Source organism: Paraburkholderia bannensis, from assembly GCF_014200455.1.
Taxonomy (GTDB): domain Bacteria; phylum Pseudomonadota; class Gammaproteobacteria; order Burkholderiales; family Burkholderiaceae; genus Paraburkholderia; species Paraburkholderia bannensis_A.
The window spans coordinates 168,583-190,960 of sequence record NZ_JACHBW010000012.1 but is presented as its reverse complement, the minus strand read 5'-3'; the positions used below and the strand labels follow the sequence as shown (position 1 = coordinate 190,960).

Below are 22,378 nucleotides of genomic sequence, written 5' to 3'. Positions count from 1 at the left end.
CGGTAGCCACTCAGGCGCAAAGCCCCGCCAGGGCAGGTTCCCACTCCCATCTCTCGTCATGGATGCCCTATGTCGAATTCGCAAGCTTTCTTCTCGCAACCGCTCGCCCAGCGCGATGCCGCGGTGCGCAACAGCCTCCTCAAAGAACTGGAGCGTCAGCAGTCGCAGGTGGAATTGATCGCCTCGGAAAACATCGTTTCGCGCGCCGTGCTGGAGGCGCAGGGTTCGGTGTTGACCAATAAGTATGCGGAAGGCTATCCCGGCAAGCGTTATTACGGCGGCTGCGAATTCGCCGATGAAATCGAAACGCTGGCAATCGAGCGTCTCAAGCAGCTTTTTGGTGCAGGTTTCGCCAATGTGCAGCCTCATTCCGGCGCGCAGGCCAACGGTGCGGTCATGCTGGCGCTTGCGAGGCCAGGCGACACGGTGCTGGGCATGTCGCTGGACGCGGGCGGTCACCTCACGCACGGCGCGAAGCCCGCGCTGTCGGGCAAGTGGTTCAACGCGGTGCAATACGGCGTGAATCGCGACACGATGCGCATCGACTACGACCAGGTCGCGGAACTGGCGCAGCAGCACAAGCCGAGTCTGCTGATTGCGGGTTTTTCCGCTTACCCGCGCGAATTGGACTTCGCGCGCTTTCGCGCCATCGCCGATAGCGTGGGCGCAAAGCTGATGGTGGACATGGCGCACATCGCCGGGATCATCGCGGCGGGCCGCCACGCCAACCCGGTCGAGCATGCACATGTGGTGACGTCCACCACGCACAAGACGCTGCGCGGCCCGCGCGGCGGCGTGGTGCTGAGCAACGACGAAGACATCGCGAAGAAAATCAACTCGGCCGTGTTTCCCGGCCTGCAGGGCGGCCCGCTCATGCACGTGATCGCGGGCAAGGCGGTGGCCTTCGGCGAAGCGCTCGACGCCAGTTTCAAAACCTATATCGACAACGTGCTGGCCAATGCGCAGGCGCTGGGCGAAGTGCTCAAGGACGGCGGTGTCGATCTGGTCACGGGTGGCACGGACAACCATCTGCTGCTGGTCGATCTGCGTCCGAAGGGTCTCAAGGGCGCCCAGGTCGAACAGGCGCTCGAACGCGCCGGCGTCACCTGCAACAAGAACGGCATTCCCTTCGATACGGAAAAGCCCACGGTCACCTCCGGCATCCGTCTGGGCACGCCCGCCGGCACGACGCGCGGCTTTGGCGTGGCGGAGTTCCGCCAGATCGGCGCGCTGATTCTCGAAGTGTTCGACGCCCTGCGCGCGCATCCCGAAGGCGACGCCACCACCGAGCAACGCGTGCGCCGCGAAATCTTCGCGCTGTGCGAACGCTTTCCCATCTACTGAGACCCGCGGAGCACCATCACGATGAGCACCCTGCACGACAACAGCATCATCATCGACGGCCTGAACATTTCGAAGTTCGAGCGCTCCGTGTTCGAGGACATGCGCAAGGGCGGCGTCACCGCCGTCAATTGTACGGTTTCGGTCTGGGAGGATTTCCAGAAGACGGTCGATAACATCGCGGAAATGAAGCAGCAGATTCGCGAATACAGCGAGATTCTCACGCTGGTGCGCACCACCGACGACATCGTGCGCGCCAAGAAGGAAAACAAAACGGGGATTATTTTTGGCTTCCAGAATTCGTATGCGTTCGAGGACAACCTTGGTTATATCGAGGTGTTCAAGGAACTGGGCGTGAACGTGGTGCAGCTTTGCTACAACACGCAGAATCTGGTGGGCACTGGTTGTTATGAGGCCGATGGCGGCCTGTCCGGCTACGGGCGCGAAGTCATTCAGGAAATGAACCGCGTGGGCATCATGGTCGATCTCTCGCATGTGGGCGCCAAGACTTCGTCCGATGCGATCGCAGCGTCGAAAAAGCCGGTGACGTATTCGCATTGCTGCCCGTCTGGTTTGAAAGAGCATCCGCGCAACAAATCGGACGAGCAGCTGAAGGAAATTGCCGATGCGAACGGCTTCGTGGGCGTGACGATGTTCGCGCCGTTCCTCAAGCGCGGCCCGGACGCCACCGTCGAAGACTATCTGGAAGCGATCGAATATGTGGTCGATCTGATCGGCGAGGATCGCGTGGGGATCGGCACGGACTTCACGCAGGGTTATACGACGGAATTCTTCGACTGGATCACGCACGACAAGGGCCGTTATCGCCGTTTGACGAACTTCGGCAAGGTGGTGAATCCGGAAGGCATCCGCACCATCGGCGAGTTTCCCAATCTGACCGCCGCGATGGAGCGCGCGGGCTGGAGCGAAACACGCATCAAAAAGGTGATGGGCGAAAACTGGCTGCGCGTGTTTGGCGAAGTCTGGAACGGTTGAAGCGCATGGCATGTGCGCCCTTAAAAAACCCCACGATCAGGAAGAAACGATGCAACCGCAACTGCCCATCGACGTGAATCCGGAAACCGGCGTCTGGACCACCGACGCGCTGCCGATGCTCTACGTGCCGCGCCACTTCTTCACCAACAACCACACCGCCGTGGAGGAAGCGCTGGGCCGCGATGCCTACGCGGAAATTCTCTACAAGGCCGGCTATAAATCCGCGTATCACTGGTGCGCGAAGGAAGCCGAAAAGCACGGCATCGAGGGCATGGCTGTGTTCGAGCATTACCTGAAGCGCCTGTCGCAGCGCGGCTGGGGTCTGTTTACGATCGTCGAAGCCGATCCGGCCAGCGCCCGCGCGCGCATCGAACTGCATAACTCATCCTTTGTGCTTGCCCAGCCGGAGAAGCACGGCACCGACGAAAAGCTTTGCTATATGTTCGCGGGCTGGTTCGCGGGCGCAATGGACTGGGTGAATGACACGACGCCCGACGGCAAGAAGGCGCCGCGCGCACAGTCGCGCGAAGTGCGCTGCGCCGCCGAAGGTCACGCGCATTGCGTGTTCGAGGTGTCGCCGCTCACGCACTGAGGCGCGCGCGTAGAACCTGAGAACAACGCGGCATCGCAATCAATCAGGATGCCGAACAAAACAGTCAGACCGCAATACACCCTGAAAGCCCGAGGTCGTCCGCGATGCGTTATCCCAACCTGTTCAAGCCTCTCACGCTCAACCAGCTGACCTTGCGCAACCGCATCGTCAGCACCGCCCACGCCGAGGTCTATGCGGAGCCGGGCGGCCTGCCAGGCGAGCGCTATATCCGCTATTACGAGGAAAAAGCCAAGGGCGGCGTGGGCCTGGCCGTGTGCGGCGGCTCCAGCCCCGTGTCGGTGGACAGCCCGCAAGGCTGGTGGAAATCGGTGAATCTGTCGACCGATCGCATCATCGACCCGCTCGCGCGTCTAGCCGAAGCCATGCATCGTCATGGGGCGAAGATCATGATTCAGGCTACTCACATGGGGCGCCGGTCGGCGTTTCATGGCGAGCACTGGCCGCATCTGATGTCGCCTTCGGGCATTCGCGAGCCGGTGCATCGCGGCAACGCCAAGATCATCGAAGTCGAGGAAATCCGCCGCATCATCGGCGACTTCGCGACCGCCGCGAAGCGCGTGCAGGACGCCGGCATGGACGGCATCGAGATTTCGGCGGCGCACCAGCATTTGATCGATCAGTTCTGGAGCCCGCGCACCAACTTCCGCACCGACGAATGGGGCGGCTCGCTGGAAAACCGTCTGCGTTTCGGCGTGGAAGTCTTGCAGGCCGTGCGCGAAGCGGTAGGCAAGGACTTCTGCGTGGGCCTGCGCATGTGCGGCGACGAATTTCATGAAGACGGTCTCGACCATGAGCAATTGAAGGAGATCGCCCAGGCAATGGCCGAAACCGGCCTGATCGATTATCTGGGCGTGATCGGTTCGGGCGCGGATACGCACAATACGCTCGCCAACTGCATGCCGCCGATGGCGTTGCCGCCCGAGCCGTTCGTGCACCTGGCGGCAGGCATCAAGTCGGTGGTGAAGCTGCCGGTAATGCACGCGCAGAGTATTCGCGATGCAGGCCAGGCCGAGCGCCTGCTCGCCAGCGGCATGGTCGATCTGGTCGGCATGACGCGCGCGCAGATTGCCGATCCGCATATGGTCATCAAGATCCGCGATGGCCGCGAGGACGAAATCAAGCAATGCGTGGGCGCGAATTACTGCATCGATCGCCAGTACAACGGGCTTGACGTGCTTTGCGTGCAGAACGCCGCCACCTCGCGTGAAGCCACCATGCCGCACGTCATTGCGCGTAGCCGTGGTCCGAAGCGCAAGGTGGTGGTTGTGGGCGCGGGCCCGGCGGGTCTGGAAGCGGCGCGCGTGGCGCGTCTGCGCGGCCATGACGTAGTGCTGTTCGAAAAGGGCGACGCCGTGGGCGGGCAGATCCTGCTAGCCGCGAAAGCCCCGCAGCGCGAGCAGATGGCCGGCATCGTGCGCTGGTTCGACATGGAAACGAAGCGCCTGGGCGTGGACCGCCGCCTGGGCGTGGAAGCAAACGAAGCGACGATCTTCGCGGAGCAACCCGATATCGTTGTGCTCGCAACCGGAGGATCGAGCTTCACCCAGCAGGTGCCTGCGTGGGGCGTGGCAGAAGGCCTGGCCGTGAGTTCGTGGGACATTCTCTCGGGCCGTGTGGAACCGAAGCAGAACGTGCTGATCTACGACGGCGTGAGCACGCACGCAGGCGCGGGCGTGGCTGACTTTATCTCCAGCCGGGGCGCCAATGTGGAAATCGTCACGCCGGACGTGAAAGTGGCCGACGACGTAGGCGGCACCACCTTCCCGATCTTCTACCGCCGTCTCTACGCGCAGGGCGTGATTCATACGCCGAACTATTGGCTCGACCGCGTCTACGAGGAAAACGGCAAGAAGATCGCGGTGCTGCGCAACGAGTACACGGAGGAGCAGGAGGAGCGCGCCGTCGATCAGGTGGTGATCGAAAACGGCAGCACGCCCAACGACGCGCTCTACTGGAAGCTCAAGCCTGAGTCGCTCAATCGCGGCCAGGTGGATGTGCACAAACTCTTTGCGGCGGAACCGCAGCCCTGCCTTGCCGAAGAACTGGGCAATGGCCGCTTCCTGCTGTTCCGCGTGGGCGACTGCATCTCCCTGCACAACATCCACGGCGCGATCTACGACGCGCTGCGTCTCGTCAAGGACTTCTGAGCCATGAAGCCTGCCTACCTCATCACCGCGCTGCTGTGGCTTTCGATGGCAGGGCTCGCATTCGCGGTCGCGAAGCGCGCCGCTTACTGGCGGCTCGGGCGCGCGGCCGCGCCGGGAGTCTACGGCAAATTCGGCGTCGGCAATCTGTTCAGTATCCCGAAGCGTTATTTCGTCGATCTGCATCATGTGGTCGCGCGCGACCCGTACATTGCGAAGACCCACGTTGCCACGGCGGGCGGCGCGATTGGCGCACTCGTGCTGGTGTTCATCAACTATGGGCTGGCGATCTATTCGCCGTGGCTCGACAAGCTGATCCTGCTGGCCGCGCTGGCAATGCTGGTGGGCGCGGTGTTCGTGTGGCGTCGCCGTCATGCGAAGCAGGTGCCTGCGCGTCTCTCGCGCGGGCCCTGGAATACGCTGCCGTGGATGCTGGGGGCGTTTGCGCTGGGTATCGCGCTGTACACGGCGGTTCCGGCTGGCGCGATGTCGGGCGCGTTTGCCCTGATCTGCGCGCTGCTGATCGTGATTGGCGCTTATACGATGACGTTTGGCGCGGCCCAGGGCGGCCCGATGAAGCACGCGGTCGCGGGCCTGCTGCATCTGGCGTTTCACCCGCGCCAGGAGCGTTTTGCGGCCGATCGCACGGGCTGGACCGGCGAGGGCGAGGCGACGCCGCCCACCGCGCTCAAGCTGCCCGATATCGAGCAGAAGGAATACGGTGTTGCGAAGCCCGTCGAATTCCGCTGGAACCAGTTGCTGAGCTTCGACGCCTGCGTGCAGTGCGGTAAATGCGAGGCTGCTTGCCCGGCCTTCGCCGCAGGCCAGCCGCTCAATCCCAAGAAGCTGATTCAGGATCTCGTGACGGGCATGGCCGGCGGCACGGATGCGGCCTACGCGGGCAGCCCCACGCCCGGGATCGAGATTGGCAAGCATGGCGGCCAGCCCAATGGTCCGATCGTCTCGGGCCTGATCGAGGCGCAAACGCTCTGGTCCTGCACCACCTGCCGCGCCTGCGTGCAGGAGTGCCCGATGCTGATCGAGCATGTCGATGCCATCGTCGATATGCGTCGCAACCAGACGCTGGTCCACGGCACGGTGCCGGGCAAAGGTCCCGAGGTGCTGGCCAATCTGCGCGAGACCGGCACGATGGGCGGCTACGACAAGGGGGCGCGCTATGACTGGTCCGTCGATCTGAACGCACCGGTGGCGCAGCCGGACAAGCGCGTCGATATCCTGCTGGTGGCGGGTGAAGGCGCCTTCGATATGCGTTATCAGCGCACGCTGCGCGCGCTGGTGAAGGTGCTCAACAAGGCAGGTGTCGATTACGCGGTGCTGGGCGCGGGCGAACCGGATACGGGCGATGTAGCACGGCGTCTGGGCGATGAAGCCACCTTCCGCCAGATGGCGCGGCAGATGATGGCCACGCTTGGCACGCTGCAATTCGGCCGTATCGTCACTGCCGATCCGCACGTCATGCATAGCCTGCGCAACGAGTATCGCGCGCTGGGGGCACGTTATGAGGTGCTCCATCACACCACGCTGCTCGCCGAACTGGCCGATCAACGCCGCATCGAGCCCAAGGCGCTCGAAGCGCTGCGCGAGAAGCGCACCACGTATCACGATCCCTGCTATCTGGGCCGCTACAACGGTGAAACCGATGCGCCGCGCAAGCTGCTCAAGACCATCGGCATCCGCGTGGTGGAGATGGAGCGCAGCGGCATGCGCGCACGCTGCTGCGGCGGCGGAGGCGGCGCGCCGCTGACCGATATCCCCGGCAAGCAGCGCATTCCCGATATCCGCATCGCCGACGCGCGCGCCGTGGGCGCAGACGTCGTTGCGGTCGGCTGTCCTAACTGTACGGCGATGCTCGAAGGCGTCGTGGGCCCGCGCCCCGAAGTCCTCGACGTAGCCGAACTCGTCGCCGCCGCGCTGGAGTGAGCCGATGAACGCCATCAAACGAATCGATCCACGCCGGCCTTTTGTCATCACCGCCGACGGGCTGCGGCGCATCACGCTGGGCGAGCAGGGCAGCGCCGATCTCGCCGCCTTGCAGCGCGCCGCGCACGGTCATGGCGCAACTCCGGCGAAGCCGCGCCGCGAGGTGCGCGAGCGCAGGCAGGTGCTGCTGGCGGTCGCGCATAGCGAACGGGGCGCGCTCGACGATCACGCCTGCCAGGCGATCGCCGCTGCCGCCTTGCTCGCCGATGCGCACACCGAAGTGGCGCTGCTGGTGTTCGGCGAGCTGAAGGAGGATGTGGCCGCGCGCGGCGTCGACAAGCTGATCGAGTTGCCGGGCTTCGAGCGCCGCGTGTTTGCCCCCGAAAGCGAGCTGCGCGCCTTGCAGGCCTGCGCGGCGGTGCTCGCGCCGAAGCATGTTTTTCTGCCGGACAACGCCTATGGCGACGGCGATCTGGGCCGCCGCTTCGCCGCCGCCGCCGGGGCGAGCGTGGCCACGCACGTGGTCGAAATCGACGCGAAACATGTGGGCGTTTATGAGCAGGCGAAGCGGGCGTTCGCTACACGCGCGCTGCCCGATGTGATTCTGCTCGCTCCCAATGCGGTCGATACGAAGCTGCCTTTTGTTGGCGCGGGCGAGAAGCTGGCGGGAGACTTCATCCGCCCGGCCAATGCGCGCGCGCAGCCGTATCGCGATCTCGGGCTGGAGGATATCGACGCTGCCCAGGTCGCGCTGGAAGAGGCCGATTTCATTGTCGCCGCAGGCAATGGCGTGAGCGATGTGGCTTCGTTCGAGCGGCTGGCGGGCGTGTTCGGCGCGGCGATCGGCGCGAGCCGGGTGGCCGTCGACAACGGCCATTTCACGCGCGACAAACAGGTGGGGGCGACCGGCAAGACCGTGGAGGCGAGCGTGTATATCGCGTTCGGCATTTCGGGTGCGGTGCAGCATCTGCAGGGCATCAAGGACTGCCGCCACGTGATCGCCGTGAACACGGACGCGAGCGCGCCCATCGCCAAACGCGCCAATCTGACCGTCGTAGGCGACGCGCAGGCGACCATCGCCGCACTGATCGCCCAGGTACAGGCCGCGCGCGCGGCGCGTCAGCGCGGCGTGGCTGAAATAGAGGAGCGCAAACCCACAGGAGTCGCCGCATGAACAGCCACGCGAAAGCCAAACTGCAACGCATCGCCGTGCTGGTTTCCACGGGACGTCATCCCGTGAGCGGCGCGCCGCGCTACAGCCGCAACGACGCCGCAGCGCTCGAACTCGGCCGCAGGCTCGCACAGCGGCACAATGCGCAACTCGACGTGATCCACGCAGGCGATCCCGCCGACCCCGCCTTGCCCGAATACCTCGCGCTGGGCGCGCAACAGGTGGAAGTGCTCAGTTGCACCGCGGCGACCGACGCCGCCCAGGCGCTCGCCACCCGCGTGCGCGAGCACGATCTCGTGCTCACCGGCACGCGCGCCGAGGGCGCGCACGACAGCGGCATGCTGCCGTATCGCGTGGCGGCGCTGCTGGGGTATGCGCTGGTGGGCGCGGCGGTCGATCTCGAAGTCGAAGCTGGCCAGGCGCGCGTGCGCCAGTTTCTGCCCAAAGGCTTGCGCCGCCGCGTGGAAGCGGCCTTGCCCGCCGTGGTGGCGGTGCATCCCCTCGCTGAAGCCCGGCCCGCTTACGCCTATGCGCGGTTGCGCGCCGGAACGGTCAGGGCGTCTGCCCTCGGCGTCGCCGCGCGCGTGCCTGCAGTGGAAGCCGCCCCCGAAGCCGCCGCCTGGCAATCGGGCCCCGTCGAGCGCAAGCCGCTCAAGCTCGCCGCCGCCGAACGCCGCTCGGGGCACGCCCGCATGCTGGGCGCGACCACGACCGAAAGCCGTGGCGGCAACGTCGTAAATGCGGGGACTTCGGTCGAAAAAGCACAAGTGATCCTGGCGTATTTACGCGAGCATCAACTCATCGACGACTGATTTCGCCTTGGGGCCGCGGGCCAGGACGAATAAGGTCGGTAACGACGCATGCACTAAACAGACGCATCAAGGACGCAGAATCCGGAGCACACGATGAACGTATCGGTAGACGTATCGTTGGACAGCGTGGCACGCATGCGCGCGCTGGTGGAGCGGCGCAAAGCCGGTTATAGCCTCGAAGCGCCTTTCTATCTGAGCGAGGAAATTTTCGCGCTCGATATGCAGGCGATTTTCAGGGAACACTGGATTCAGGTGGCCGTGGAGCCGGAACTTCCGGAGCCGGGCGACTATGTGACGGTCGAGCTGGGCCGCGACTCGATCCTGATCGTGCGCGACGACGACATGCAGGTGCGCGCGTTTCATAACGTGTGTCGCCATCGCGGCGCGCGCCTGTGCAATGAAGAAAAGGGCACGGTGGGCAATATCGTCTGTCCGTACCACAGCTGGACCTACAACCTGAGCGGCGATCTGATGTTCGCCGAGCATATGGGCGAACAGTTCGACCGCTGCAAGCACAGCCTGAAAAGCGTGCATGTGCGGAACCTGGCAGGACTGATCTTCGTGTGCCTGGCCGACGAACCGCCCGCCGATTTCGACCTCATGCGCGCGGCGATGGAGCCGTATCTGCTGCCGCACGATCTGGCCAATTGCAAGGTGGCGGCGCAGGTCGACATCATCGAGAAGGGCAACTGGAAGCTCGTGATGGAGAACAATCGCGAGTGCTATCACTGCGTCGCGAACCATCCCGAACTGACGATTTCGCTCTACGAATACGGCTTTGGCTATCAGCGTTCGCCCGCCAACGCGCAAGGCATGGACGCCTTCGAGCGCACCTGCGTGGAACGCGCGCGCCAGTGGGAGCAACTGAACCTGCCGTCGGTCGAAATCGAAAAGCTGCTGGATGTGACGGGCTTTCGCACACAACGTCTGCCGCTCGATCGCAGCGGCGAATCGCAGACGCTCGACGCCAAGGTGGCCTGCAAGAAACTGCTGGGCGAATTCCGCAGCGCCGATCTGGGCGGCCTGTCGTTCTGGACCCAACCTAATTCCTGGCATCACTTCATGAGCGATCACATCGTATCGTTCTCGGTGATTCCGCTGTCGGCGGGCGAGACGCTGGTGCGCACGCGCTGGCTGGTGCACAAGGACGCGCGCGAAGGCATCGACTACGACGTGGCGAATCTCACGGCGGTCTGGAACGCCACCAATAACCAGGACCGCACGCTGGTGGAGTATTCGCAGCGCGGCGCGGCCAGCAGCGCCTACGAGCCGGGCCCGTATTCGCCTTATACCGAAGGGCTGGTGGAAAAATTCTCGGCCTGGTATGTGGGCCGTATCGCCGCGGCGCTCGCGCGCAAGCGGACCATTCCCCTGCGCGTGGAAAGCGGAGTCTGACATGATGCGAGATGCGGCCCAATTCGATCCGGCCCACAGCCGCGTAACGCGCCCGGCTTTCTGGGGCGCGTTACCGGAGAAGTGGACGAGCGACGCCGAGGAAACGCTGGAATGCTGTCACGTGCGTCAGGAAACCCATGACGTAAAGAGTTTCTTCCTGCGTTCGCCCCAAGGCCGCACGTTCTCGTTCGAGCCGGGCCAGTTCGTCACGCTCGAACTGGAGATCGACGGCGAGACGCTCAACCGTTGCTACACGATTTCGTCTTCGCCCGCGCGGCCGCACACGCTGTCGATCACGGTCAAGCGCGTGCCGGGCGGCAAGGTCTCGAACTGGCTGCACGACAATCTGATGCCGGGCGCGATGATACGCGTGCTTGGGCCCGCCGGCGAATTCACCTGCGCGCGTCACGCCGCGCCCAAATATCTGTTTCTTTCGGCAGGATCGGGCATCACGCCGCTGATGTCGATGAGCCGCGCCTATCACGATCTTGCCGAAGATCGCGACATCGTCTTCGTACACAGCGCACGCACGCCCGACGATGTAATCTTCGCGCGCGAACTCGAATTGATTGCCGCGAGCCATGCGAGTTTTCGCACCTCGTTCGTGTGCGAGCGCGTGGGCGCGCGTACGCATTGGTCGGGCGTCACGGGCTTTCTCACGCTGCCGCTGCTCAAACTGATCGCGCCTGACTTCATGGAGCGCGAGATTTTCACCTGCGGCCCCGCGCCGTATATGAAGGCCGTACGCGACCTGCTGGACGAAGCGGGTTTTGCGCGCGAGCGTTATCACGAAGAGAGTTTCTCGTTCGAGACGCTGGCAGTGGAGTGTGCGCCTTTACATGCGCCGGATGCCGGGGCAGCGGCTGCAAATGAAGCCGCCACTTTCAAGGTGACGTTCGCAAAGAGCCATCGCGAGATCGCCTGCGGCGAGCATCAGCACGTGCTGGCCGCGGCGCGCGCGGCGGGCGTGCGTCTGCCTTCGTCGTGCGCCCAGGGGATGTGCGGCACCTGCAAGGTCAAGCTCATCTCCGGCGAAGTGGACATGAAGCACAACGGCGGCATTCGCCAGCGCGAAATCGATCAGGGCATGGTGCTGCTGTGCTGCAGCACGCCGCGCTCGGATCTCGTCGTCGATAAATAAATCCGCCAATGCGCACCGCGTCGCGGCTGGACAAGATCGCGTCGGAAAACAACGGTATGGGCCATTTGTGACGGGTGAATCTGGAGGTGTAGGGCGCTTGTGCCCGAATCACAGGAGATTGCCGTGAAGCTGCTCGCAAAATGGTTGGGCATGGGTGTGATGTCGATGGCGTTGGGCGCTAGCGCCCTCGCGGACAGCAAGCCGACGCTGAAAATCGGCTATGTGGAAGGCTGGGACGACAGCGTGGCCACCTCGAATGTGGCGGCGCGCATCATCGAAAGGCGCCTCGGCTATCAGGTCGAACTCGTGCCGGTGGCCGCCGGCATCATGTGGCAGGGCGTGGCGCGCGGCGATCTCGACGCCACGTTGTCCGCCTGGCTGCCGGTCACCCAGGGCGCGTACTGGGATCAGTTCAAGGGCAAGGTGGTCGATCTGGGCACCAACTTCCCCGGCGCGAAAATCGGCCTGGTCGTGCCGCAATATGTCAGCGCAAAGAGCATCGACGATCTCAACGCGCAGAAGTCGGCCTTCGCCGGGCGCATCGTCGGCATCGACGCCGGTGCAGGGGTAATGAGCAAGACCGATCAGGCGATCAAGCAATACGGTCTGAACTATACCGTCATGCCCAGTTCGGGCAGTGGCATGACGGCGGAACTGGCGCGCTCGGTCAATGCGAACAAGCCGGTGATCGTCACGGGCTGGACGCCGCACTGGATGTTCGCCAAATACAAGCTGCGCTTCCTGGAAGATCCGAAGAACGTGTTTGGCGCGGCCGAGCATGTGGATAGCGTCGTGAATCCGGGACTTGAAAACAAGGCTCCGTCCGTGGTCGCCTTCCTCAAGAAGTTCCAGTGGAAGCCGGGCGAGATCGACAGCGTGATGCTGGCGATCCAGAGCGGCACCAAACCCGACGCCGCCGCCGACAGCTGGATTGCCGCGCACGGCGAACGCGTGCAGGACTGGGTGGCGTCCGCGCAATAGTGGCTGGCAGGCGCAAGGTTTTCAGGTCACACAGTAAGGCATCCGAAACGTGTCGCCGTGCGCCGCGCCGGCATGCATGTTCAGACACAGTGCGGGCCGGCGCCTGCATCACGAGGAGATGGACTCGATGATATCCCCCAAGATCGTGGTCGACGGACTCTGCAAGGTGTTCGGGCCCAACCAGAAGATGGCGCGCGAGATGCTGGCGCGCGGCGCGACCAAGGACGAACTGTTCAAGCAGACCGGCTACGTGCTGGGCGTCAACAATGCGAGCTTCGAAGTCAACGAAGGCGAGATTTTCGTGCTGATGGGGCTGTCCGGCTCCGGCAAGTCGACGCTGATCCGCCTCATCAACCGGCTGGTGGAACCCACGGCGGGCCGCGTGGTGATCGATGGCCGCGATATCGCGGCGGTGCGTAAATCGGAACTCGTTTCGCTGCGCCGCACCGACATGAGCATGGTGTTCCAGTCCTTCGCGCTGATGCCGCAACGCACCGTGCTGTCCAACGCGGCATTCGGTCTGGAAGTGGCGGGCATGGGCCGCAAGGCGCGCGAGCAGCGCGCACTGGACGTGCTGGAGCAGGTGGGACTGGCGGCCTTCGCGCACAAGCTGCCCGCCGAGCTTTCGGGCGGCATGCAGCAGCGCGTGGGCCTTGCGCGCGCGCTCGCGGTCAATCCCTCGCTGATGATCATGGACGAGGCGTTTTCCGCACTCGATCCGCTCAAACGCAAGGAGATGCAGAACGTGCTGCTGCAACTGCAGAAGGAACAGCGCCGCACCATCATGTTCGTCTCGCACGATCTGGAAGAGGCGCTGCGCATCGGCACCCGCATCGCCATCATGGAAGGCGGGCGCATCGTGCAGATCGGCACGCCGCGCGAAATCATCAGCAATCCCGCCGATGAATACGTGCGTGCTTTCTTCGACGGCGTGGATACCAGCCGTTACCTGACCGCAGGCGATCTGATGCAGGCCGAGCGCGTGCCGCTGGTGCGCTCGCTCGACGCCACCAGCGTGGCCGCCTCGCTCAACGGCAGCGCCGATTACGCTTTCGTGCTGGACGCCGAACGCCGTATCAGCGGGTTCGTCACGCGCGATGCGACTGGCGCGGCCACGCCGCAGCTCAAGAAAATCGAATGCATTTCGCGCGGCGCGCCGCTCGAACAGGTCGTGTCGCGCGTGTGCGCGAATCCGGTGGCGCTGCCGGTGGTCGATGAAGAGGGCCGTTTCTGCGGTTCGATCGATCAGGCGGCGGTGCTCAAGGTGATGATGCGCAATGGAAGCCATCAGAGCAGTCATAGCGGGAGTGTTAACGGCAGTGTTAACGGGAGTCAGCGTCATGTCTGAGATCATTCCGCTTGGCCGCTGGGTGGACCAGTCGGTTCACTATCTGCTCGACCACGATGCCAATACCTTCGATACCATCGGTCGTGCGATCGAGCGCTTCGCGCAACTGATCGAGCAAGGTTTGCAGGGCATTCCGATGCCGCTGCTGATGGCGATTTTCGTGGTGGGCGGCTTGTGGCGCGTGGGCTGGCGCTTCGCGATATTCGCGCTGGCGTCGCTTTTGTTGATCTATGCGACCGGCTTCTGGGATCAGACCGTCGTGACGCTCGCGCTCACGCTTTCATCGACGCTGATCAGCCTGGTGCTGGGTGTGCCGCTGGGCATCTGGACGGCGAAAAGCAAGCTGGTGCAGACCATCGTGCGGCCGATTCTCGACCTGATGCAGACGATGCCGGCCTTCGTCTATCTGATTCCGGCTGCGATGCTGTTCGGCCTGGGCCGCGTGCCTGGCATTCTCTCGACGGTGATCTTCGCGATGCCGCCGGCCGTTCGGCTCACGAGCCTGGGGATTCGCCACGTGAACCGCGAGATCGTCGAAGCGGGGCAGGCTTTTGGCTGCACGCCGTGGCAACTCCTCTACAAGGTGCAGTTCCCCAACGCGCTGCCTTCGATAATGCAGGGCGTGAACCAGACCATCATGATGGCGCTGTCAATGGTCATCATCGCGTCGATGGTGGGCGCGGGCGGTCTGGGCAACGATGTGCTGGCGAGTATCCAGCGCCTCGATATCGGCCTGGGTTTCGAAAGCGGTCTTTCCGTGGTGCTGCTGGCAATCATTCTCGACCGCATTACCGAGAGCTTCGGCCGTGCGCCCGGCGCCGTGAAAGCCCCGCTTTTTGCAGGCCTCAAACAGGTGTTCCGCGTGCGCGCCGTGCCCGCCGAAGCCTGATCGGAAGGCACTGTTGGAGTTCTGTTTGTCCTCGCTTGAAGAGGCGAGCCACGGGTGGCTCGCCTGAATCGTCTCCACAGAAGGGGCGTAATGTGATTGCGGACATCAGTATGGATATCGACGCGGACATCGCCGATGCAGCACCACAGGCGGACCCGGCATCGTCGCAGGCATCGACGTTCAAGCATTTCGGTTTCCTGACTTTGCCGCACTTTTCGATGATCGCGTTTTCGAGCGCGATCGAGGTGCTGCGCATGGCGAACTACGTCGGTGACGGCGAGCACTATCGCTGGTCGATTTACTCGCTGGATGGCCAGCCCGCGCGCGCGAGCAATGGCATCACCGTGCGCCCGACCCAGGCGCTCGATCCCGACAATCTTCCCGATGTGATGATCGTGTGCGGCGGCATCCGCATTCGCGACGTAGTGGACGATGGCGTGCGAGCTGCGCTCGAACGCATCGCGCGCAGCGGCAAGCCGCTGGGCGGCATCTGCACGGGCGCCTATGCGCTGATGTCGGGCGGGCTGCTAGACGGCTATCGCTGTGCGGTGCACTGGGAGAGTCTATCGGCGCTGCATGAGGAGTTTCCACGCGTGCGTTTCGCCGATGAACTCTTCGTGGTCGATCGGGATCGCCTGACGTGTACGGGCGGCACGGCGCCGCTCGATCTGATGCTCGATATCGTCAGCGCGCGCTTCGGCCAGGCGCTGGCGGCAAAGGTCTCCGAGCAATTCATACTCGAACGTATTCGCGGTGCGAGCGATCTGCAACCGATTCCCGTCGATGCGCGCGTGGGCTTTTCCCGCGCCGAACTGGTGGAAGTCGTGCGCCTGATGGAAGCGAATCTGCGCGAGCCACTTTCGCTCGAAGAACTCGCGCGCCTCGTGCGGCTATCGCAGCGGCATTTGCAGCGCATGTTCAAGGCGTATCTGAACATCTCGCCGGCTCATTACTATCTGACGCTGCGCCTGAAACGCGCGCGCGAAATGCTGCGCACCACCGATATGTCGGTAGCGCATATCACGTCGAATTGCGGCTTCAATTCGCCATGTCATTTCAGCAAGGCGTACCGCGTGCAGTTTGGGCACGCGCCGAGTTTCGAGCGGCGCGCAGGACGCGCCTGAGCGATCGATCGATTAATCGATCCGGATTAATCGATTAATCAATTAATCCGGATCGACTTCGAGCGGCGTTTCCCCGGCGGGGACGCTGCTGCGCATGAAGTCGTCGAAGCTTTCGATGCGCGTGTCTTGCTGGCCGCTGCGCTGCTCGCGAAACATCATTGGCGGCACGCCAAACTGCTTGCGGAATTCGCGGCCCAGATGCGAGGCATCGGAAAATCCGCAGCTAGACGCGATATCGGCGACGGTGCGGTCGGAACTCCTCAGCAGCCACGCGGCGGTGCGCAGGCGCAGGCCGTTGGCGAAGCTGCGCGGGCTTTTGCCGGTTTCGGCCTTGAACAGCCGCTCCAGTTGACGCGGCGAGAGATTGAGCTTGCCTGCCAGCTCTTCCAACGGGACGTTGCGCCCGACGTGTTGTTCCATCAGCAGGATCGCGCGCTTGACCTTGGGGTGCGTGGCCGGATCGAGCCCCGGCGGATGCGGCTGCGGCGCATTGCCCTTCTGCAGTTCGCCCACCAGCAGGATGCGCAGCGCCTTCTGCACGGTCGCGTGATCGAAATGGCGCAGCAGTATCGCGGCGGCGACGTCGATCGAGGCGCGCCCGCCCGAACAGGTGATGCGGCGGCGATCGATCACGAACAGGCGGTCGGCCACCAGCGCATCGGCATTGACGGCCGGAAAGCGCTCGATGAAATCCCAGTAGTGAAACCAGCTCACGCATACGCGATGGCCGTCCAGCACGCCCGCGCGCATCAGCGTGAACGCCCCCGTGCAGATGCCCACCAGCGTCGCACCGCCCTGGGCCGCCGCGCGGATGAAGCGCAGCGTTGCTTCGCTGGCCTGCGGCCCGGAGTGCAGCAAGCCGCCCACCACGACCACGTAGTCGAACTCGCCGGCGTCCGGAAACGTCTCCCACGGCGCGATCTGGATACCGCAGCTCGCGCGCACGGGCGTGAGCGTTTCGCCGACGATGCGCCACGAGCAGCGCACCGGCTTGCTGTAATCGCCGTCGTCGGCGGACAGGCGCAGCATGTCGACGAAGCCCGAGAAAGCGGTGAGCGTGAAGTTGGGCAGCAGCACGATGCCGAAGCGGATGCGGCCGCCCGTCGTGGACGATGTCGACGAGGCGGGCGAGGCAGCAGGCGGGACGGATTCGGCGTGCATGGCGTGTCGGTGCGGCGGCAAGGTGGCTACGGGGCAAGGTGCTACTGGGGCAAGGTGCTACTGGGGCAAGGTGCTACTGGGGCAAGGTGCTACTGGGGCAAGGCGGCGATCGAAGCTAACGTTCTTAAACGGGGGACAAGGCCCGTCAGGCTAGCGTCGCCGATCCGGCGCACCTGCACTTGTCAATTTGCGCCATCTATCATCGCGAATGCGCGCGGCGGCGGCGCGATTCCATCGCCATGCCGCACGCGTTCTATCGGCGACGGGGGCGTGTGGGCGATGCTGGGGGCATCGGCCATGACGGCTTTGAACGCCACGACGACCGCCAGTATGCGCCCACAGACCGTCGAACTCTCGGAACGCGCCACCGCCGGCGACGCGCAGGCCGCGCTGGACTTGCTGGAACTCAGCATGGCGCGCGGGCATCGTCGTATCGCACTGCTGCGCTACCTGCAGGCCGAATATTTGAGCGCACCCTTGCAGGCGCACCATCACGACTACGTGCAGCGCGTGGCCCAACGTCTGAGCGCCGACGCGCTTGCGGGTCTCGCCGCTGAGGCACGGCGGCGGCGAGGAATTCAAGCCTGAGTCGATCCAGAAAGAACGGTTGGGTTACCGTTGTGAAGATGCCGTCTAGCGTTTCTGGGCGGGGTTAGCGAGCCGCTCGATACGCATGCGGCCAGGCGGCTCGAAATACGTCCCGAAGCGAACCAACCCGGCCTTTTTCAGATGACAGACCATCGTGAAGCTTACGAGCAAGCCGGGATCCGGGTTGTCATCAATCTCGACTCCGATTGAGCGCAGGCGCGGCTCGAACTTCAGCAGCGCGCCTTCCATCTGGTTGCGCAGGTCGTGGACCGAGGCCGGCAGATTCTTGTAGATCTCGGTGAGATCGGGCAGTCCAAAATCGGGAACATGTTTTAACGCGCCGGCGCGCGTGTTCAGAATGCGACGGATGTTCGCTTGAATGCTCAGGATTTCGAGTGTGTTGTTGTCGTGATCTTCGAGTGCCTCGCCATCGATGTGGCCGAGCAGCATCTCATAAAGGGACGGTCCCGCAGGCATCGTGCAGATCTCCTCAGGCAAGTGTTATTTCAGTCCTCGCTTGCGCGGCAACCGGGGCGTCGCGGTCGAAGAAGTCTGGGAGTCGGCGGACATCAGGCTTTCGCTGGCAGCAGATGGGAGGCCTGCAAATCGAGGCCTTGCCCGATCAGCATGAAGACGACGGCGCCGGCAGCGCACACGAGTCCCGCAATCGCCCACGGCGAGAGCCGATAGAACCAGTCGAGGCGATGTGTACGAGTCGCGTCAACGACAAATTCCGAAGCTCCTGAGGGAGACAGCTTCGCGAGACGTTCATCGAGCGAACGAATGATAGCCGCGCGTTGGGGCGCGCCCTCGCGGGCAAACTTTCCCTGGAAGCCCAGACCCAGCACCGTCGCATAACATTCGAGCAGGCCCACGTTGGGCGGCGCTTCACGCATGCGTGTGGCAAGACGGCTGTACACCTGCTCACCGGCGTTGTGTTCGCCGTACCTCTCGACCTGCAAGGGTGTTGCTTCCCAAAGCGGGCGGCTCTGCGTGGGCAGACAGGCAAGAACAGTTTCGTCGAGCAGGGCGCATTGCATGTAGAGTACGTCGCGTGCGACATCGACCGCCACCTCGCGTACCTGCAGAGCGGAGGCCAAGTCTTCGGTCAGCTTTTCGCAGAGCGCGTGCAGATCTTCAACGTCGTCTGTCGTGGCGCCCTGTGCGAGATGCGAGACCTCTAGCGCCGTGTTGCGGAGCAGGGCGGAAAGTGGAAGGGGGCCGTTGATGGTCATTTGCCACCCTGCGATGTCAGCACCGCATAGAGTTCAAGCGATGCAGCGGGAACACTTGCCGGCAGGTAGATCTGGCAGGTGCGCGCGGCGAGCATGCCGGCGAACAGCGGATCCTTCGAGTCGAGCGCGAAATACTGGTTCTCAAGCCGTACTGGAATGGCCGCAGGTACCCGTTGCACTGCGCAAAGCGGCACGGCGGGAAGTGCGGAATTGACGATATGGGCGATATCGTCTGGTGCGCCAATCTTGCACAGCCGCGGGATCAGCTTGACCAGTTCGAAAGCAGGCATCGACGCGCTCACCGACAGATACCAGTCCGCGCCCTCGAGCAGGCGATCGTCGTGAATCTGGCCGCTCCAGTACGTCGGCGCTTTTTTTAGCAGTCCGATAGGTACAACACGCGACGGAATGACGGCATCGAGCAGGTCGCGGATCAGAGCCTCGAGCTTCGAGAAAACCTCGTCCTGGCGGTCGTGCTCGTATGCCGGAATTTCGGCGAGATTGGTGCGCGTGGAAAAGGTCATCAGCGCGCCTGTGAGTTGCGCGAGGACGTGATAGAGCCGTTCTGGCGGCTGGTACGGATGATTCGCGAGAAAGCGCAGCTCCGGCCAGTGCGTATTCAGGCAATGAAGGAGCCAGAAAAGTGAAACGTCTGCCACACCGAATTCGGCAACGTCGTCGATACGTTCGCTGCGGCGTGCAGCCAGTGCGATGCTCTTCGCCTGGAGAATGTCGGCGATACGCGAGACCCGTTCTTCGTGCCGGGGATTGCCAGAGAGCGCAAGGCAGGGCGGAACCCAGTTTCGGTCAACCTCGAATATGCCGCGCTGACCGCGCACCAGGCGGACGATCGGGCAAACGATATAGTCCGCGTGAGATTCGAAATCGAACAGCAACTGAAGTGCGTGGCGCTCGACAGCTAGCTCCGCGTCCATCGAGCCGAGCAGGTCCGGCACCTCGACGAATTCGCGGAAGTAACGCCGCGGCCGCGATACCGCTTCCCCATCCACGCGGCAATTGTTCCCGACGGCATCGAATAGCGGCAGCCCAACGTACACAATGGTGCTCTGTACATCAGGCCCGACATCGCGTGCAAGATCACGGGCGGGTGGCAAAACGTCCGCAATAAATGTGTCGATAGGCGTGCCATCTCCGAAGCGCAGTTTAAGGCCAGCGAGTTTCACACGTCCGTTGGGCAGGAGTTCCTCGTCCAGACGGACATCCAGCACACCCCAAGGGTGGGCGATGGCGAGCGGGACGAATTGTTGCTGGTCAAATTTCGACCACAGGCTCTGTTGCTGAAAGTGATGCGGCGAGAGCACAGCGCCTTCTTGCCAGAGCGGTTTGAATGTCCGCATATTCTTATCGATAAGGTTTACTGAACATTAGTTAGACGGATTTTAAACACACCGGGATGCGTGCCGTCTATCAATAAATGTATGAACGTACGACTAGAATCCGCGAAGAGTACATTCATTCTATTTATATCAAAATAAGATTTATTGAAGAATAGCAAGGTAATTCTTGCTTGTTGTGAATTGAATGATTCGTTGATTGTCGGCAAGACTCTGCACGATTATTCGTGGTATTTGGGCGATAAATCAGATATGATTTTAAAAAATTCCCGGTGGTGTGTGGATGAGAAATTTGGAATTAACAAAAAATGACGATTTAGGCATGGATATTAAGAAAAATCACCTTTGACGAAATGGGAAATAGGGGGTTTAATGCAGACCCAATATCTCGGGCGAAAGACAGCATCAGATTGATCGAGCTTATTGGGAAGGTGCGTAGGAAGCCTTACGGCACACGTTGACTGAAAGCCGAGACACGGTAGGCAACTGCTGCCGACAGGACATCACATGGCAAACAACGATTCCCAGCAAGCGGGCGCACGCGAAATCGTCGTGCTGGACGTTCGTGAAGAGGACGGTGACAGTGTCTATCAGACGCTCTGCGAAAAGATTGACCTCATGCCGGCGCGCGCAACTCGTCCGCTCGAGGCATTCCAGAACAGCGAACTGCTTTCCGGATCGTCGGCAAGCGAGCGTATCGCGTGCGGTATGAGCGCGCTCCTTGAACTCTTTAGCAAGGGCGACAAGTCGGTCGAGCGACTTGACAAGTCACTGCTAGATTTCCATATCGGACAGCTCGACGCGCAGATCGGGATGCAGCTTGATGCCGTCATTCATCACCCCGAGTTTCAGGCCGTAGAGGCACGCTGGCGCGGTGTCAAGTACACCATCGATCGTATTGATTTCCGCCGGGGCGTGCGCGTGGAGATGCTCGATCTGTCGAAGGAAAGCCTCCTGCATGACTTCGAGGACTGCGCCGAAATCATCCAGAGTGGTCTCTACCGTCACACCTACATCGACGAATACGACACGCCGGGCGGCCGGCCTGTCAGCGCCATGATCGCCGACTACGAATTCACAAACTCTCCGCAGGATATTGCGTTGCTTCGCAACATCTCGAAAGTGGCGGCCGCTGCGCATATGCCGTTCATTGGTTCGGTTGGCCCGGCGCTCTTCGGCAAGCGGACGATGGAAGAAGTGGCCGAGATCCAGGATATCGGCAACTACTTTGATCGTGCCGAGTACATCAGGTGGAATAGCTTCCGCGATACCGATGACGCGCGCTACATCGGCCTGACAATGCCTCGCGTGCTCGGGCGTCTGCCGTATGGCCCGGACACGCCGCCGGTGCACAGCTTCAACTACGAGGAAAGCATAAAGGGCCCGGACCGCGACAACTACCTGTGGGTCAATGCATCGTTCATCTTCGCGGCTAACATGGCCCGCAGCTTCATGGATCACGGCTGGTGTGTCCAGGTGCGGGGCCCCCAGGCGGGCGGGAAGGTCGAAGACCTGCCGGTTCATTTGTACGACCTCGGCACGGGTGTTCGGCCCAAGATCCCAACCGAAGTGCTAATTCCCGAGACGCGCGAATTCGAATTCGCCAACCTCGGCTTCATCCCGCTGTCGTTGTACAAGAATCACGACTACGCGTGCTTCTTCTCGGCCAACTCGGTTCAGAGGCCGGCGCTGTACGAGACCCGGGAGGCGACGGCCAATAGCCGCATCAATGCGCGCCTGCCCTACATCTTCCTGCTCTCGCGGATTGCGCATTGCCTGAAGATGATCCAGCGCGAGAACATCGGTGCGACGAAGGACCGCCGTGTGCTGGAGCTAGAGCTGAACAACTGGATCAAGGGGCTAGTGACCGAGATGAAGGACCCCGGCGACGAGCTTCAGGCGTCTCACCCGCTGCGTGAGGCCAAGGTCGTGGTTGAGGATATTGAGGATAACCAAGGTTTCTTCCGTGTGAAACTCTTCATCATCCCGCACTTCCAGATCGAGGGGATGGACATCGGCCTGTCGCTGGTGTCGCAGATGCCCAGGGCCAGCAATTGAGGGCCGAGGGTCGGGTGCCGGTTTCCATTTGTCATTTGCCAGCCGCCACGCACCGGTTGAAGTTCCGACCAGGGCATTCGGTAGC

19 protein-coding genes are annotated in these 22,378 nt (G+C 62.7%); 15 read left to right on the top strand and 4 right to left on the bottom strand.

The window, feature by feature from the left end:
* Nucleotides 1–69: 69 nt before the first annotated feature.
* The 13 genes from F4827_RS20995 to F4827_RS20935 all read left to right on the top strand — a co-directional run bounded on the left by F4827_RS20995 (nt 70) and on the right by F4827_RS20935 (nt 15,896).
* Entirely contained in the window at nt 70–1,344 is a 1,275-nt protein-coding gene (locus F4827_RS20995; protein ID WP_183726660.1) for a serine hydroxymethyltransferase, read from the top strand.
* A 21-nt stretch (nt 1,345–1,365) separates the two neighbouring features.
* Entirely contained in the window at nt 1,366–2,337 is a 972-nt protein-coding gene (locus F4827_RS20990) for a dipeptidase (RefSeq protein ID WP_183726658.1), read from the top strand.
* 49 nt (nt 2,338–2,386) lie between these two features.
* Nucleotides 2,387–2,929 (top strand): DUF5943 domain-containing protein, encoded by a 543-nt coding sequence (locus F4827_RS20985; protein ID WP_183726656.1) that lies wholly within the window; start codon nt 2,387–2,389, stop codon nt 2,927–2,929.
* 104 nt (nt 2,930–3,033) lie between these two features.
* Nucleotides 3,034–5,097, top strand: coding sequence for an NADH:flavin oxidoreductase (locus F4827_RS20980; RefSeq protein WP_183726654.1), 2,064 nt, complete (start codon nt 3,034–3,036; stop codon nt 5,095–5,097).
* 3 nt (nt 5,098–5,100) lie between these two features.
* On the top strand, nt 5,101–7,035 hold the full coding sequence (locus tag F4827_RS20975) for a (Fe-S)-binding protein (protein ID WP_183726651.1): 1,935 nt from the start codon (nt 5,101–5,103) through the stop codon (nt 7,033–7,035).
* Nucleotides 7,036–7,039: 4 nt separating this feature from the next.
* Nucleotides 7,040–8,209: an electron transfer flavoprotein subunit alpha/FixB family protein gene (locus F4827_RS20970; protein WP_183726649.1), complete on the top strand. Its 1,170-nt coding sequence runs from the start codon at nt 7,040–7,042 to the stop codon at nt 8,207–8,209.
* Complete coding sequence (locus F4827_RS20965) at nt 8,206–9,018, top strand: electron transfer flavoprotein subunit beta/FixA family protein (RefSeq protein WP_183726647.1); 813 nt, start codon at nt 8,206–8,208, stop codon at nt 9,016–9,018. The genes F4827_RS20970 and F4827_RS20965 overlap by 4 nt, the downstream gene beginning before the upstream one ends.
* Nucleotides 9,019–9,111: 93 nt before the next feature.
* On the top strand, nt 9,112–10,413 hold the full coding sequence (locus tag F4827_RS20960; RefSeq protein ID WP_183726645.1) for an SRPBCC family protein: 1,302 nt from the start codon (nt 9,112–9,114) through the stop codon (nt 10,411–10,413).
* A gap of 1 nt (nt 10,414) precedes the next feature.
* Entirely contained in the window at nt 10,415–11,554 is a 1,140-nt protein-coding gene (locus tag F4827_RS20955; protein ID WP_183726643.1) for a hybrid-cluster NAD(P)-dependent oxidoreductase, read from the top strand.
* A gap of 123 nt (nt 11,555–11,677) precedes the next feature.
* Nucleotides 11,678–12,535: a glycine betaine ABC transporter substrate-binding protein gene (locus tag F4827_RS20950; RefSeq protein WP_183726641.1), complete on the top strand. Its 858-nt coding sequence runs from the start codon at nt 11,678–11,680 to the stop codon at nt 12,533–12,535.
* A gap of 127 nt (nt 12,536–12,662) precedes the next feature.
* Nucleotides 12,663–13,883, top strand: a complete 1,221-nt coding sequence (locus F4827_RS20945; protein ID WP_183726639.1) for a glycine betaine/L-proline ABC transporter ATP-binding protein — start codon at nt 12,663–12,665, stop codon at nt 13,881–13,883.
* Nucleotides 13,876–14,772, top strand: coding sequence for a choline ABC transporter permease subunit (gene choW, locus F4827_RS20940; protein ID WP_183726636.1), 897 nt, complete (start codon nt 13,876–13,878; stop codon nt 14,770–14,772). Before F4827_RS20945 ends, choW begins: the two co-directional genes overlap by 8 nt.
* Before the next feature lie 110 nt (nt 14,773–14,882).
* A complete protein-coding gene (locus F4827_RS20935) occupies nt 14,883–15,896 on the top strand; it encodes a GlxA family transcriptional regulator (protein WP_183726634.1) in 1,014 nt (337 codons plus the stop codon).
* A 42-nt stretch (nt 15,897–15,938) separates the two neighbouring features.
* Here F4827_RS20935 and F4827_RS20930 read toward each other — a convergent pair whose 3' ends face one another.
* A complete protein-coding gene (locus F4827_RS20930) occupies nt 15,939–17,057 on the bottom strand; it encodes a GlxA family transcriptional regulator (protein ID WP_183726632.1) in 1,119 nt (372 codons plus the stop codon).
* A gap of 297 nt (nt 17,058–17,354) precedes the next feature.
* Here F4827_RS20930 and F4827_RS20925 point away from each other — a divergent pair, with 297 nt between their 5' ends.
* Nucleotides 17,355–17,645, top strand: coding sequence for a hypothetical protein (locus F4827_RS20925; protein WP_260175340.1), 291 nt, complete (start codon nt 17,355–17,357; stop codon nt 17,643–17,645).
* A 45-nt stretch (nt 17,646–17,690) separates the two neighbouring features.
* Here the strand turns inward: F4827_RS20925 and tssE are convergent, their stop codons facing one another.
* From tssE to tssK, 3 genes are all read right to left on the bottom strand, one after another.
* Complete coding sequence (tssE, locus tag F4827_RS20920) at nt 17,691–18,122, bottom strand: type VI secretion system baseplate subunit TssE (protein WP_183726630.1); 432 nt, start codon at nt 18,120–18,122, stop codon at nt 17,691–17,693.
* A 92-nt stretch (nt 18,123–18,214) separates the two neighbouring features.
* Nucleotides 18,215–18,880 carry a DotU family type IV/VI secretion system protein gene (locus F4827_RS20915; protein ID WP_183726628.1) on the bottom strand — a complete coding sequence of 222 codons (666 nt, stop codon included), beginning with the start codon at nt 18,878–18,880 and terminating at the stop codon, nt 18,215–18,217.
* Entirely contained in the window at nt 18,877–20,238 is a 1,362-nt protein-coding gene (gene tssK / locus F4827_RS20910; RefSeq protein WP_183726626.1) for a type VI secretion system baseplate subunit TssK, read from the bottom strand. Before tssK ends, F4827_RS20915 begins: the two co-directional genes overlap by 4 nt.
* A gap of 504 nt (nt 20,239–20,742) precedes the next feature.
* Between tssK and tssC the strand changes: the two genes are divergently transcribed.
* Nucleotides 20,743–22,293, top strand: coding sequence for a type VI secretion system contractile sheath large subunit (gene tssC, locus F4827_RS20905; protein ID WP_183726624.1), 1,551 nt, complete (start codon nt 20,743–20,745; stop codon nt 22,291–22,293).
* Nucleotides 22,294–22,378: the final 85 nt, after the last annotated feature.